This window comes from Roseibium sp. MMSF_3247 (genome assembly GCF_030733765.1).
Classification (GTDB): Bacteria; Pseudomonadota; Alphaproteobacteria; order Rhizobiales; family Stappiaceae; genus Roseibium.
In genome coordinates, this window is the sequence record NZ_JASHII010000002.1 from 945,826 (window position 1) to 959,082 (window position 13,257).

Annotated in this window: 11 protein-coding genes; 5 read left to right on the forward strand and 6 right to left on the reverse strand. The window is 55.4% G+C overall.

Features of this window, described 5'->3' with window-relative positions:
* Positions 1 to 43: 43 nt before the first annotated feature.
* Both queA and tgt read left to right on the forward strand, forming a co-directional pair.
* Positions 44 to 1,126 (forward strand): tRNA preQ1(34) S-adenosylmethionine ribosyltransferase-isomerase QueA, encoded by a 1,083-nt coding sequence (queA, locus tag RBB44_RS09715; protein WP_306147167.1) that lies wholly within the window; start codon positions 44 to 46, stop codon positions 1,124 to 1,126.
* Entirely contained in the window at positions 1,123 to 2,271 is a 1,149-nt protein-coding gene (gene tgt / locus RBB44_RS09720; protein WP_306147168.1) for a tRNA guanosine(34) transglycosylase Tgt, read from the forward strand. The genes queA and tgt overlap by 4 nt, the downstream gene beginning before the upstream one ends.
* A 25-nt stretch (positions 2,272 to 2,296) precedes the next feature.
* Here tgt and RBB44_RS09725 read toward each other — a convergent pair whose 3' ends face one another.
* Both RBB44_RS09725 and galU read right to left on the reverse strand, forming a co-directional pair.
* On the reverse strand, positions 2,297 to 2,731 hold the full coding sequence (locus RBB44_RS09725) for a DUF4864 domain-containing protein (RefSeq protein ID WP_306147169.1): 435 nt from the start codon (positions 2,729 to 2,731) through the stop codon (positions 2,297 to 2,299).
* Positions 2,732 to 2,934: 203 nt separating this feature from the next.
* Complete coding sequence (gene galU, locus RBB44_RS09730; protein WP_306147170.1) at positions 2,935 to 3,828, reverse strand: UTP--glucose-1-phosphate uridylyltransferase GalU; 894 nt, start codon at positions 3,826 to 3,828, stop codon at positions 2,935 to 2,937.
* A gap of 357 nt (positions 3,829 to 4,185) precedes the next feature.
* Here galU and kdsA point away from each other — a divergent pair, with 357 nt between their 5' ends.
* From kdsA to RBB44_RS09745, 3 genes are all read left to right on the forward strand, one after another.
* Positions 4,186 to 5,037, forward strand: coding sequence for a 3-deoxy-8-phosphooctulonate synthase (kdsA, locus tag RBB44_RS09735; RefSeq protein WP_306147171.1), 852 nt, complete (start codon positions 4,186 to 4,188; stop codon positions 5,035 to 5,037).
* 127 nt (positions 5,038 to 5,164) lie between these two features.
* A complete protein-coding gene (eno, locus tag RBB44_RS09740) occupies positions 5,165 to 6,439 on the forward strand; it encodes a phosphopyruvate hydratase (RefSeq protein WP_306147172.1) in 1,275 nt (424 codons plus the stop codon).
* 205 nt (positions 6,440 to 6,644) lie between these two features.
* Positions 6,645 to 7,592 carry a hypothetical protein gene (locus tag RBB44_RS09745; protein WP_306147173.1) on the forward strand — a complete coding sequence of 316 codons (948 nt, stop codon included), beginning with the start codon at positions 6,645 to 6,647 and terminating at the stop codon, positions 7,590 to 7,592.
* Between the two features lie 10 nt (positions 7,593 to 7,602).
* Here RBB44_RS09745 and RBB44_RS09750 read toward each other — a convergent pair whose 3' ends face one another.
* From RBB44_RS09750 to RBB44_RS09765, 4 genes are all read right to left on the reverse strand, one after another.
* Positions 7,603 to 8,277, reverse strand: coding sequence for a DsbA family oxidoreductase (locus RBB44_RS09750; RefSeq protein ID WP_306147174.1), 675 nt, complete (start codon positions 8,275 to 8,277; stop codon positions 7,603 to 7,605).
* A gap of 109 nt (positions 8,278 to 8,386) precedes the next feature.
* Positions 8,387 to 9,574 carry a hypothetical protein gene (locus RBB44_RS09755; protein WP_306147175.1) on the reverse strand — a complete coding sequence of 396 codons (1,188 nt, stop codon included), beginning with the start codon at positions 9,572 to 9,574 and terminating at the stop codon, positions 8,387 to 8,389.
* Positions 9,575 to 9,618: 44 nt separating this feature from the next.
* Positions 9,619 to 11,253: a class I adenylate-forming enzyme family protein gene (locus RBB44_RS09760; protein WP_306147177.1), complete on the reverse strand. Its 1,635-nt coding sequence runs from the start codon at positions 11,251 to 11,253 to the stop codon at positions 9,619 to 9,621.
* Positions 11,254 to 11,277: 24 nt separating this feature from the next.
* Positions 11,278 to 13,083 (reverse strand): extracellular solute-binding protein, encoded by a 1,806-nt coding sequence (locus RBB44_RS09765; protein WP_306147178.1) that lies wholly within the window; start codon positions 13,081 to 13,083, stop codon positions 11,278 to 11,280.
* Positions 13,084 to 13,257 lie beyond the last annotated feature (174 nt).

Consider the following 13,257-nt stretch of genomic DNA (forward strand, 5'->3'; position numbering starts at 1 on the left):
CCCCAACCGAACACCCCGAAAACCGGATCAGTTAGCCTTCACCATGCGTGTCGATCAGTTTGACTTTGAGCTTCCCAATGAACGAATTGCCTTGCGGCCTGCGCGGCCACGCGATGCCGCGCGCATGCTTGTTGTGCGCCCGGTTGAAACACCTGAGCTGAGCGACAAGGGCGTGCGCGATCTTCCTGCTCTTTTGGAGCCGGGCGACGCGCTTGTGTTCAACGATACAAAGGTCATTCCGGCGCAGCTGGAGGGTAAACGGCGGCGCGGCGACATTGAAGCAGGGATCAGTGTCACCCTGCACCTGAGATCTGCGGCTGACCGGTGGAAGGCCTTTGTCCGCCCGGCCAAAAAACTCCAGGTCGATGATCTTGTTGTATTCGAAGGCAACGGCGCCCGGTTGACGGCGACGGTAACGGAAAAAACCGACGGCGGCGAGGTTCTGCTGGTGTTCGACTGTTCCGGACCGGAGCTGGATGTTGCCATTGCACAGGTCGGTCACATTCCGCTGCCACCTTACATCGCGCAAAAGCGCGGCGAAGACGAGCAGGATCGGCAAGACTATCAGACGATCTTTGCGGAAAAGGACGGCGCGGTCGCAGCACCGACTGCCGGACTCCATTTTACTCCTGAGCTGCTCGCGGCCATCAAGGACCGCGGGATTGAGATGCACCGGGTGACGTTACATGTCGGGGCAGGGACGTTCCTCCCCGTCAAAGCCGACGATACAGATGATCACAAGATGCATGCCGAATGGGGGGAAGTGTCGGAGGAAACCGCTGCAGCCCTTCAAGCCGTCAAGGCGCGGGGCAACAAGGTGGTCAGCATTGGAACCACGTCCTTGCGTATTCTTGAAAGCGCGGCCCAGGAAACCGGGACAATTGTGCCGTTTGCAGATGAGACGTCAATCTTCATCACGCCTGGATACAAATTCAAGGCCATCGATGCGTTGATGACCAATTTCCATCTGCCGCGGTCGACACTTTTCATGCTGGTCTCAGCGCTTTCAGGCCTTGAGACCATGCGGGCTGCTTATCAGCATGCCATCGATACCGAGTACAGATTTTACAGCTATGGCGATGCTTCGCTGCTGTTCCCAGACGCGAACCAGGACGCATCGTCATGACCGAAAACAAGAAATTCGGCTTTAAACTGATCACCACGGACGGTATGGCCCGCCGCGGTGAAATCACGACACCGCATGGTGTTGTTCGCACGCCGGCCTTCATGCCTGTCGGGACACAGGCAACGGTGAAAGCCATGTTCACCGACCATGTGCGCGCAACCGGCGCGGATGTGGTTTTGGGAAACACCTATCACTTGATGCTGCGCCCGACCGCCGAACGGGTCGACCGGCTCGGCGGCTTGCACAAATTCATGAACTGGCCGCATACGATCCTGACTGACAGTGGCGGATTTCAGGTGATGTCTCTGGCTCAACTGCGCAAGCTGGATGAGGATGGGGTCCGTTTTCAAAGCCATATCGACGGCAGCAAGCATCATCTGACACCGGAGCGGTCTGTCGAAATACAAGGGCTGCTCGGCTCCGATATTCAAATGCAGCTTGATGAGTGCATCAAGTTGCCAAGCCCGCGCGAGGAAGTTCAGCGGGCTATGGAATTGTCCCTTCGCTGGGCAGAACGCTCGCGGACCCAATTTGAAAAAATGGGCGGCCCGGGCAAGGGGCAGGGGCTCTACGGTATTGTTCAGGGCGGTGATGTTCCCGAACTCCGCATTCGCTCAGCCGAGGAGCTCGGCAAACTGCCGATGGAAGGCTATTCCGTCGGCGGCCTTGCGGTTGGAGAGCCGCAAGAAGTGATGTTGAAGATGCTAGACATCACCACCCCTGTCATGCCGGTCGACAAGCCGCGTTATCTAATGGGTGTTGGCACACCAGACGATCTTTTGGAGAGCGTGAAACGCGGGATCGATCAGTTTGATTGTGTCATGCCAACCCGTGCCGGACGGCATGGATTGGCTTACACTCGGTTCGGCAAGGTCAACTTGAAGAACGCCCGGCATCAGGACGATCCGCGCCCCTTGGACGAAGAGAGCGCATGTCCAGCGACAAGCACGTACAGCCGCGCTTACCTTCACCACCTGTTTCGCGCAGGAGAAGCTCTCTCCGGAATGCTGCTGACCTGGAACAACATCGCCTACTATCAAACGCTCATGCAGGGCATGCGGGACGCGATTGAAGAGAGCCGGTTCGAGGATTTCTACGCCAAAACCAAGGACGACTGGGCGCGCGGCGACATCGCCGCGCTGTGATGTCCTTGAAACTTGCCCAGGTCTTCTAAGCTGCGAACCCGTCCGACTTTGTCAGATAGCATCCGGAGATCCGCCACGACCCATCTTCTTGCTCTTCAAAACTGTAGAGGGCGAGCCAATTCTGGCCTTTGGGGCCAGTAACGTAGACTTCCTGGGTCGGGCCGAACTTGGTCATTTTGGACTGCCCGAATGTCACGTTTTTCGGCCGGTAGACCGGCTGATACCCGCTTTTGACCATCTGCATAAAGAACTCAGGGGTCTGGAACCGCTGCTGCAGAGACCTTGTTGCAAAGGAGAATGCAGTTTTGGCATCGTCCGCAGCAAATGCGCTCATCTGGTTCTTGATGATGGACTGAAACACGCTGGTATCTGCGGCAAAGCTTGGTGAAACCGTGCCAATAGCCAGGGCTGCGCCGAGGACGGCGCCGGCCGCGTATTTCCGGAAATAAGAGGCTGCCATAGTCGGTGTCTCCTTTCTCGAACACTCCAACTATACGCCGGTATTTCCTTTTCAGTTCTTAAATAGCTAAGAATCCCCTGCGGAATGCACCCGGTGGGGATAAGTCAGCTTCTTGCCGCCACTTCGGAACGGTCGCTACGCCGTGAAATAAAAAACCCGCCACGGTTCGTGACGGGTTTTGATCAGACTGCAGTTTTGAACAGTTACTCAGCTGCCGCCGGTTGGTCGATAATCTCACGCATGAACGGCAGGATTTCGCTGGCGAGTTTCGGATCATCAAGACCGAACGCAATGTTGGCGCTCAAGAACCCCGCCTTGGAGCCGCAGTCGAAACTCCGGCCTTCGAACTTGATCGACGAGAACGGCTGAGTTTCCATCAGCTTCAACATGCTGTCCGTCAGCTGGATCTCGCCGCCCGCACCGGTATCTTGTTTTGACAACAGCTCGAAAATCTGGGGCTGCAGAATATAGCGTCCCGTGATCATCAAATTGGACGGGGCGGTTCCAGGGGCCGGCTTTTCGACCATGTTGGAAATGTGCGCTGCGTTTTCTTTTATCTTTTCAGCAAGCTCCACAATACCGTAGTTCTGGGTCTGGTCTTCCGGCACTTCCTCGACCGCAATGACGTTGCCGCCGGTCCCGTCATAAAGGTCGACCATCTGTTTCAGGCAGCTGACTTTCGACTTGATAATCACGTCCGGCAAAAGAATGGCAAATGGTTCGTCGCCGATGATGTCGCGTGCGCACCAGATGGCATGGCCAAGCCCTAGCGGGGCTTGCTGGCGCGTAAAGCTGGTTGATCCGGGTGTTGGGCGATGCTTATCAAGAAGATCCAGAGCCGCTGTTTTGTTGCGGGTTTTCAAGGTGTCTTCAAGCTCATAAGCCACGTCGAAGTGGTCCTCGATCACCTGTTTGTTGCGGCCGGTAACGAAAACGATGTGTTCAATGCCAGCAGCCCGCGCTTCGTCCACCACGTACTGGATGATCGGCCGATCGACGATCGTCAGCATTTCCTTCGGCACAGCTTTTGTTGCCGGCAAAAAGCGGGTTCCGAGACCGGCAACGGGAAGGATGGCTTTGCGGATCGGTTTGGTCATGCCTGAAATTCCAACTCTTGCAAATTCCGCCACGCAGGTGGCTCTTATCAACGTGTGCTCACATCCAACCGCGCGTTACCGCAACACGCTTCAGGACGTAACGTTTCTTTTGTATTGGCAATACCCCGGAGAGTATTAACACTGAATGTATCTCTTATCTGCGTGAAACGGATGTGGCGTAAATCACACGTCTGGAGCTGCTTGCATTTTAAATCGATTAAAATGAATTCTGCGTTCCGAGCCGCCTGATATTGCAGGTTCTGGAAAAGAAGGTTATTGAACACGCGAATTCACATCACCCCCATTTACTCGCTCAATTGAGCGGGCCGCTGTTTCCAAGTAGACAAAGGATCCTTGATGACTGAAGCCAACCGCACTGTGAACGTGGGGAGCGTTTCCTTCAACAATTCCGCGCCCTTCAGCTTGATTGCCGGGCCATGCCAATTGGAAAGCCGCGACCATGCGCTGGAATGTGCTGCAGCGGTGAAGGAAATTGCGGGCGGTCTTGGAATTCCGGTTGTCTACAAGAGTTCGTTCGACAAGGCGAACCGGACGTCCCTGTCAGCAACCCGCGGCATCGGTTTGAACGAAGCCTTGCCGATTTTCGCTGAAATCAAAGAGACATTTGGACTTCCGGTCCTGACTGACATTCATAACGCAGAGCAATGTGCTCCAGTCGCTGACGTGGTCGACGTCCTCCAGATCCCGGCCTTTTTGTGCCGCCAAACAGACCTTCTGGTCGCAGCTGCTGAAACGGGTGCTGTGATCAACGTAAAGAAAGGGCAGTTTCTGGCTCCTTGGGACATGAAGAACGTCCTCCGGAAAATAACGGATTCCGGCAATCCGAATGTTCTCCTGACCGAGCGTGGCGCGAGCTTTGGCTACAACACGCTGGTAAGCGATATGCGCGCGTTGCCGATCATGGCGCAAACCGGAGCACCGGTGGTCTTTGATGCAACCCACTCCGTCCAACAGCCAGGCGGTCTTGGCGGATCTTCCGGCGGTGACCGTGAAATGGTTGCTGTGCTGGCGCGCGCAGCCGTTGCTGTCGGTGTTGGCGGGGTCTTTATTGAAACCCATCCAGATCCTGAGAACACGACGTCATCAGATGGCCCGAACATGATCGCGCTGCGGAACCTTGGAGCTCTTCTGGCTGAGCTGAAAGCCATTGATGCTGTTGTAAAGAAATCCGCCGGTTCGCCGGCTTGATCGATTGGGCCGCGAGTTTGCGGCCCGTTTTGCTTGGGGGAGGCGGTGTTTGAAATCGCTGCCCCGGACTTATCGCGGCGGTTCTTCCAAATGCTGGGAACCGATGAGCGCAAACGAGGAGTAATTCATGACCGCCATTATCGACATCACCGGCCGTCAGATTTTTGACAGCCGTGGCAACCCGACCGTGGAAGTCGACGTCTTTCTTGAAGACGGATCTTTCGGCCGCGCAGCTGTACCGTCCGGCGCATCCACCGGCGCTCACGAAGCTGTCGAGCTGCGGGACGGCGGCGACCGCTACATGGGCAAGGGTGTCCAGAACGCCGTTGATGCCGTGAATGGCGAAATTTTTGAAACGATCGGTGGCCTGGAAGCCGAAGACCAGCTCCAAATCGACCGCGCAATGATCGATCTGGATGGAACCCCGAACAAGGCACGCCTTGGTGCAAACGCAATCCTCGGTGTTTCACTTGCTGTCTCGCGCGCTGCAGCGCAGGCAACCGGTTTGCCGCTCTACCGCTATGTCGGTGGAACTTCGGCCCGCACCCTGCCTGTTCCGATGATGAACATCATCAACGGCGGTGAACACGCCGACAACCCGATCGATTTCCAGGAATTCATGATCATGCCGGTTGGCGCGGAAAGCCTCAGCGAAGCTGTCCGCATGGGTTCAGAAGTCTTCCATACACTGAAAAAAGCTTTGTCTGCCGCCGGTTACAACACGAATGTCGGCGATGAAGGCGGCTTTGCCCCGAACCTTGCATCAACCGATGACGCCATCGGGTTCGTCATGAAGGCGATCGAGAGCGCGGGCTACAAGCCGGGTGAAGACATGTTCCTGGCACTCGATGCGGCGTCGACCGAGTTTTTCAAGGACGGAAAATACGTTCTGGAAGGCGAGGGCAAGACCCTGAATCCTGAGGAAATGGCGAAGTATCTGGAAGACTTGGTCAACCGCTACCCGATTATTTCCATCGAAGATGGTCTTGCGGAAGATGACTGGGATGGCTGGAAGGCTGCGACCGATCTTTTCGGCAGCAAATGTCAGCTGGTTGGTGATGATCTCTTCGTGACCAACTCAGCGCGTCTGCGTCAGGGTATTGAGAAGGGCGTAGCCAACTCCATCCTGGTGAAAGTCAACCAGATTGGAACATTGTCTGAAACACTCGATGCTGTTGAGACGGCACACAAGGCGTCTTACACAGCCGTGATGTCGCACCGTTCTGGCGAGACCGAAGATGCAACAATTGCAGATCTTGCGGTCGCAACCAATTGCGGTCAGATCAAAACCGGTTCCTTGGCGCGCTCTGACCGGCTTGCCAAGTACAATCAATTGATCCGCATCGAGGAAGAACTCGGTCCGCAAGCTTTCTACGCCGGCCGGTCCATTCTCAAAGGCTGATCGTTGTATTCACGCTATTCGATACCCCGCAAAATTCTGCGGGGTATTTTTTTACCATTCGGATAACGGTGTTTTGTTGTTCCAATTGGCAAATTACCGGACTAATGGTTAATGCATTAACCACGAGTACAGCGTCAATATTTACAATATATTGAAGTTGTTCTTATACATATGCAGCGTTCAACTCTGGATGATTGGCTGCGTTATGAATGCGATTTCCCAAACCCAAGATGTCATTGCCAATTGGCAAGATCAACACAGTGCGCTGTTTGACCGTCAGAACATCAAGCTTAAGCATCGGCTCGCGGAAACTGGATTGTTTTCCGAGGAAGCTCTTGGAAAGCTGATCGACAAGCTTGAGCCGCATCAATACACCTTGAACACGATGGGCCACGACAAGAATGTCAAGGAGTGGCGCCATGGGGAAATCGGCAGCACCAGCGGGACCGAAGTGATCAATTGCATTCGCAACGGCCGTTTGTGGATGAACGTATTCCGGATCATGGACATCGATCCGCAATATGATCGCGTACTCAACCAGATTTTCTCAGAGTTCGAGGTCCGTGTTCCGCACTTGAAGACCACAATGCGCAACATGTCCCTTTTGGTGTCCTCACCCAAAATCCAAGTTTATTACCATGCTGATGTGCAGGGGCAGAGCCTCTGGCAACTGCAGGGAAAAAAACGGGTCTACGTATACCCGGTCAATCAGGCGTTCTTGACCGACGAGTCGCTTGAAAAGATCTTGATGCAGGAAACGGAAGAGGAAGTTCCGTATCAGCCGTGGTTTGACGAGTATGCCGAGGTGCACGACCTGGAGGCCGGGGAGATGATGCATTGGCCGCTCTATGGCCCGCACCGGGTCGAGAACCACGATTGCCTGAACATCTCAGTTACGACGGAACATTGGACGCGCGACATCCGCCACGAATTTGCTGTTCGCTATGGCAATGGTGTCTTGCGCCGGACACTGGGTCTTGAAAATTTGTCGACGGCACCCCGAGGCTTCCACGTTTATCCTAAGGCCGCTGCCGCGCTGGCTTGGAAACGCTTGAAGATGGAAAAGAAACGGCAGGTCCGGCGGATCGTCGACTTCCGTCTTGACCCAACGACTGAACTCGGATTCGTCGATATCGCGCCTTACGAAAAGTAAGCCAAACCAATCATGACGCGGTTTCTGCTTCCACGTCGGTGCGTGTCGCATCGGCGTGCATGATGCCGGCTGCAATTGTTTCGGCTTTTTCGGCGCCAGCCAGCACAAAACGTCCGTCGATGATAAAGCACGGAACACCGGTCACGCCTGATTCCTGGGCTTTGCCTATCTGAGTAATGATTTTGTCGAGGTCGGTCTCGGTCTCGAGCAGTTGCTCGACGAGATCCGATTGCATTCCCGCTTCTTCTGAAATGCGGACCAGAAGTTCGGACTTTGTCAGGTCCTCGCCATTGACAAAATAAGCCTTAAACAGCCGCTCCACCACATCATCCTGAACATCATCGGCTCGGGACCACAGAACGAGTCGATGACAATCCAGCGTGTTCGGTGACAGCTTGATGGCGTCAAAGTCGAACGGGATACCTTCTTCCGTACCGGCCGCTTTGATTTGGGAATAGAAGGCATTCGCCCGTTCCATTCCTCCAAACTTGTCGCTCAGATACTGTTTCCGGTCCTTACCGGTTTTGGGAAGCGTTGCATCGAGCTGAAACGGGTGCCAGCGAACTTCGACGGGAATGTTAGGCACTTGTTTGAGCGCAGCCTCCAGCCGGCGTTTGCCAATATAGCACCAGGGGCACATCACATCTGAGACGATATCAATGGTGATTGCTGGGGTGCTACTCATTCGGGAGACCTTGGGTTTGTTGCAGTTTTTGTATTCTCACCGCCAGACTAGCAGGATGAGTGCGCCGGGGAAATGCCCCGACGTCCGATCTACACTTTGTGAACCGGGTTCAGGGCGCCATCACCGTGTGAGCGAGAATGGAGTTTATCCGTTTTTGAAGGCGCAAAGTACCGGCTTCATTCTTCAAGACAGCCACAGGGCCAAGACCGCGGACCAGGCAAACCAGGTCTTCATCCCGGCTTGTGGCATCCGCAACAGACAGCAAAGTACCGTTCAGTTCCGCAAGATCCTCTGCGGTTGAAGCAGGAATATTAAAGTTTTCCGGAGACAGGCGCATTTCCCAAAGATCGAGCCCGCGGGCTGCCATCGCGTTGGCTGTCGTCTCCAGATAATGCTCATACCGATCTTGATCGAGGCCACCGACGGTAATTTGTTGCTGAAGCCACATATGACTTTCTGAGAGAACGCGGTCGGCGAGACGGCGCCGTTTGCCAAGGCGAATGGCTGACGCCAGCCTCCGGTTGAGTGTTTCGGGGCTGTTTCTTCCAAGAAGGACGTCGGAGGCTCCATTCCGGAACAAGGTAACGACATCTTCTGGATCTTCACACACAGCCAAGACCGGTAAGCTCGCAAAGCGGGCGTCCCGCCTGATTTGCTGCATGTAGTCGATGGTGTCTTCGGACGTGCTGTCGATGACAACCGCGTCAAACGCCCGCTGCGCCATGAATTCGGTGGCCATGCCCCCGTCAAACGCTCCGACGACTTCCACATTGTGGCTGCTTGCGGCCTGCCATTCCAGAAAACGTCCGCTCACCCCGACAACCATCAGGCCGCTGCCGCCGGTGTAGTGTGGTGCCGCACCAAACCCGGGGATCCTACCGAAGATGCGCCGGCGGATCCGAGCTTCTTCCGAACGAAGTAGAGCCCGTTGATGAATGCAAATCAGCATCACCAGGATGTCATCTGGAACTGACCGTTCCAGGATCGCCATTGGTCGAAGCCCGTCGACCGGCTCATCTTCGCTTCCAGTCAGAATGTAAAGCGGAACATCGCAAGGCAGAGTTCGAACCTCTTCTGCCAGCCAAAGAAAAAATGGGCGCCTTTTTTCGGTAGGGATGTCTTGAATGTCGATGATTACCGCCGCCGGCAGCTGCTGTGGTGGAGACAGTGAGCGGTCAAACAGCCCCATCAGAGAGACATCTTGATCGTTCTCAGCATGGGAAGACGCTGGACGGAGAGGGCACCGTCCCACATACCAATAAGGTCCGCGCCAAGAGAGCGAGGTTTCTACGTCCATCCCGTTTCCCACCATCGACCTGCCTTCATCAGGCCCCTCTTATATTACGCGACAGCCGCAGGCAGCCTTTGTGTGCGTAGTGTCAATCGGTCCCGGCACACCGTACCGTCGTCGTTTCGCGGCAACGATTGCAATATCAACACTCTGTGTGGGATTTTGGCAAGGTCAACTCCCTCAGCGTCAAGATAGGCGAAAAAAGCACCGGCATCGGGCACGTGGCCGGGTTCTGGAACAAGGGCCGCGTACATGCGCGCACCGAGGACCGGGTCTTCGACAATGAACGCGGCCGCTTCCCGTATCCCGGGATAAGACGAATAGATAACGTCAATCGTCTCCAGGTTACCGGTGCCCAAGGCATAAAGACCCGGCACGCCGAAACCATTCAGCCCTTCATCGGTGACAGAGACCTTGATATTTGTATTCAGATATCCGTTGCCTTCCCACCGCAGGCGGCGCTGATTGCCGTTTAGTGTCCGCCACCCGATATCGGGCACCATTGGACCACGCACCAGCAAGGTCGGCATTTGGTCTTCAAATGTCTCAGAGACGGCGATTTCGACTAGGGCTGGCCCGCTTTCACACCCCTCTGGCCCCTGATGCTTTCCCAGGGGTATGGGCCTTGATTTCGCACTCGGGCCCCGCGCGTGGGCCGTCAGCGCAAATTCGTCGGCGATATTGAGATCAACCATACGCCTGCGCGGTACGAACGTTGTTGGCTGCGGCGACGAGATGTTCCAGGCAGCCAGGAGGGTTGTGTTCACATCGCCAAGCTTACGGTCCAGTGTCTGCGCAAGTGGCCCCGGTGCGAGAACAACATCCGCTTTGACGGCTTTGGCGTGGTCGGCAAGATTAGCAAGCGACGTCGGGTGATGAAGATGAAGCGTTCCTGCCGTCATCAGCCAGGGCACAAGCCCGCCGCCAAGACCTGTCAGCCCGCTGAGGGAATAGGGGAGGACAATATTGCCCGCTTCCTTGATATGCGCTTCGTTGATCACCAAAGTGCCGCAGGACGTCCAATGATTATGGCACCGGCTGACCGGCATGTTTTCTTCGCCGCTCCGGCTCCAGCAGATGGTCGCCGCATGATCCGCGGGATCCGGGCGCGGTTCGCTCCGCTCGAACTGCAGCTCATCTCCCATTTCGGCAAGCATTGGTCCAAGTTCGATCAACCCGTCTGGGATGTCCTTTCCAAGACCGAAAACAAAGCGCAGCGAAAACAGTTCCGCCGCCACATCCCGCGCGGCTGTGCCAACATCCCGGGTTTCAATCCGGTCTGCCGCAATCAGGCCCTTTGCACCGATCGAATTAAGCGCATCCAGAACGTTCTTCTGCCGCCAATGAAGGGGCAGCGGGGAAACGATCAAATCGGCGCGCAAGGCGGCCAATATTGCAATGACGGTGTCTACGGTGTTGGGCGATTGGACTCCAACCACATGATCTTGCGTGAGCCCGACAGCGCCATAAAACGCGGCAAGCTTGTCGATCTCGCGATCCGCTTCAGCGTATGTTAGTCGGCGTGGTGCGCCACCTGTCCAGGTTGCGCGATCCGGCGCATCGACGATGGCGACACGGTCAGGGTGGGTTTCGGCGGTTTGGCGGAAAATTTCATCAAGCGGCAAATCGGACCAGGCTCCGCTTTCATGATGTTCCTGCACCAGGCTTTCAGGCGTTACTTTCATTTTTCAAGTCGTCCGTAGGTCCGATCAGTTGAGTGAGGTTGACCACCACGTGTCCAGTTCATCCCCATAAAGAGAATGGTGGCTCGGCGGCGAAACGCGTTTCCAGTGTGCGGCCCAATAGTCGGGCAAGTGATAAAGCGGTACCGAGTAGGCCCCTGAGATCAGAACCCGGTCGAAGGCGCGCACCGCATCAACAAAGTGTTCCCTGGACCGGGCACCGACGATTTCGTCGATCAGGGCATCAATCGCCGGTTCGCTGGCCCCGACGAAGTTGAAGGATCCCTCAGCTTCAGCAGCTTGTGATGACCAGCGCCCGTATTGTTCTGCGCCCGGAGACAGCGAAGACGTCCAGGTGTTGAACACCATGTCGAAATCGCGCCGTGTGCGCCTGTCTTCGAACTGGGACGGATCTACACTGCGAACTGTTGCCTCTATTCCAAGCAATTCCAGGGTCCGGATGTAGGCAAGAGCCAGTTTTTCCTCGTCTTCGTTCTTGGACAGGATTTCGAAGCTGAGTGGTTGGCCTGTTTCCTGATGGATAAGCTTGCGATCTTGAAGCGCGTATCCGGCTTTCTTGAATTCATTCAGGGCCGCACGGAGAACTTTTCGGTCCCTGCCAGAGCCATCCGCATCTGCCGGCCGCCACGTGCCCTCCAGAACGTCCGGATCAACGGCATCGGGGAAGGGGGCAAGCAACGCGCGTTCTCGTTCGCTCGCAGGCCGGCCGATCGATGACAGTTCGGAATTGTCCCAATAACCAGCTGTCCGCCTGTAGAGCCCATAGTAGAGATTGTCGTTCACCCACTTGAAGTCGAACAGCATCCTGAGTGCTTTTCGGGTCACCCGATCGGAGAATTGGTCTCGCCGGGTGTTGAACGCCATGCCTTGCGTGGGCGCTGGAACACCACGCGGGATCTCCAGCTTTATGACATCGCCATCCTTGGCGGCAGGAAAGTCAAAGCCTGTAGCCCAGCGAACGGGATCACCGAATTTCAGAAAGTCGATGAGGCCTTTTTTGAATGATTCCTGGAGCGTGGTCTCATCGCGATAGTATTCGACCCGGATCTCATCGAAATTGTCGAAACCCTTTTTGACCGGTAGGTCGTTCGCCCAATAGTCCGGATTCTTCTCGTAAACCACCAGCCGGCCCGGCTCGATAGTCTTGAATGTGTAGGGGCCTGAGGCAACAAGCGGTGTGAGGGTCGAGCGGTCGAACGTCTCGACATCTGTGTGTTTTTTGGAAAAGATCGGGGCAAGGGCAACCAGCAGGGGCAGTTCCCGGTTGTCGCCGTTTTCAAAGACCAGTTTCAGCCGGTCGGGCGCAGTGATACTCTTTTCCTTAATCTGCGCATACCAGTTACGGAACGGCGGACGTCCCTTTTCCTCTATGATTTCAAGGGAAAAGATCACGTCTTCAACTGTAACCGGCGAACCATCTGAGAATTTGGCGTCCGGATTGAGCTCAAACTCAATCCATTCGCGGCTATCTGGCATTCGAACGCGTTGTGCGAGCAGCCCGTAAAGGGAAAACGGCTCTGCATAAGACCGAACTAGCAGGCTTTCAAAGATGTTGTTGCCGAACTGACGTTCCCGCATACCTCGGGCAGACGTCCAGCCGCCTTGAACGATGAAAGAATTCAGGCTGTTGAAAGTCCCTTGAACACCCAACGTAATGGAACCGCCTTTAGGTGCATCAGGGTTTGCGTATGGAAAAGGCGTATCAGGTGGCAGGACCGGTTCGCCATGCATCGCAATGCCATGAGACCATTTGACCGAGTCGTCTGTCGAATATGCAGCGGGGGCAAAAACTGTCGAAAGCACAGTGGCCATGCCTAGAGAAACGGCAAACAGCAACGCCTGTGCGGTTTTCGCACAACTGCTTTTTTCTGAATGTCGCGGCCAGTTGAACATGACAAATACGGAAAACCGGTTGATTCTCATTTCAAAAGCGTACCACAAGGAAATAAAGGCAGCGCGCCGAACAAGCAGGAAACTGTTGGATAT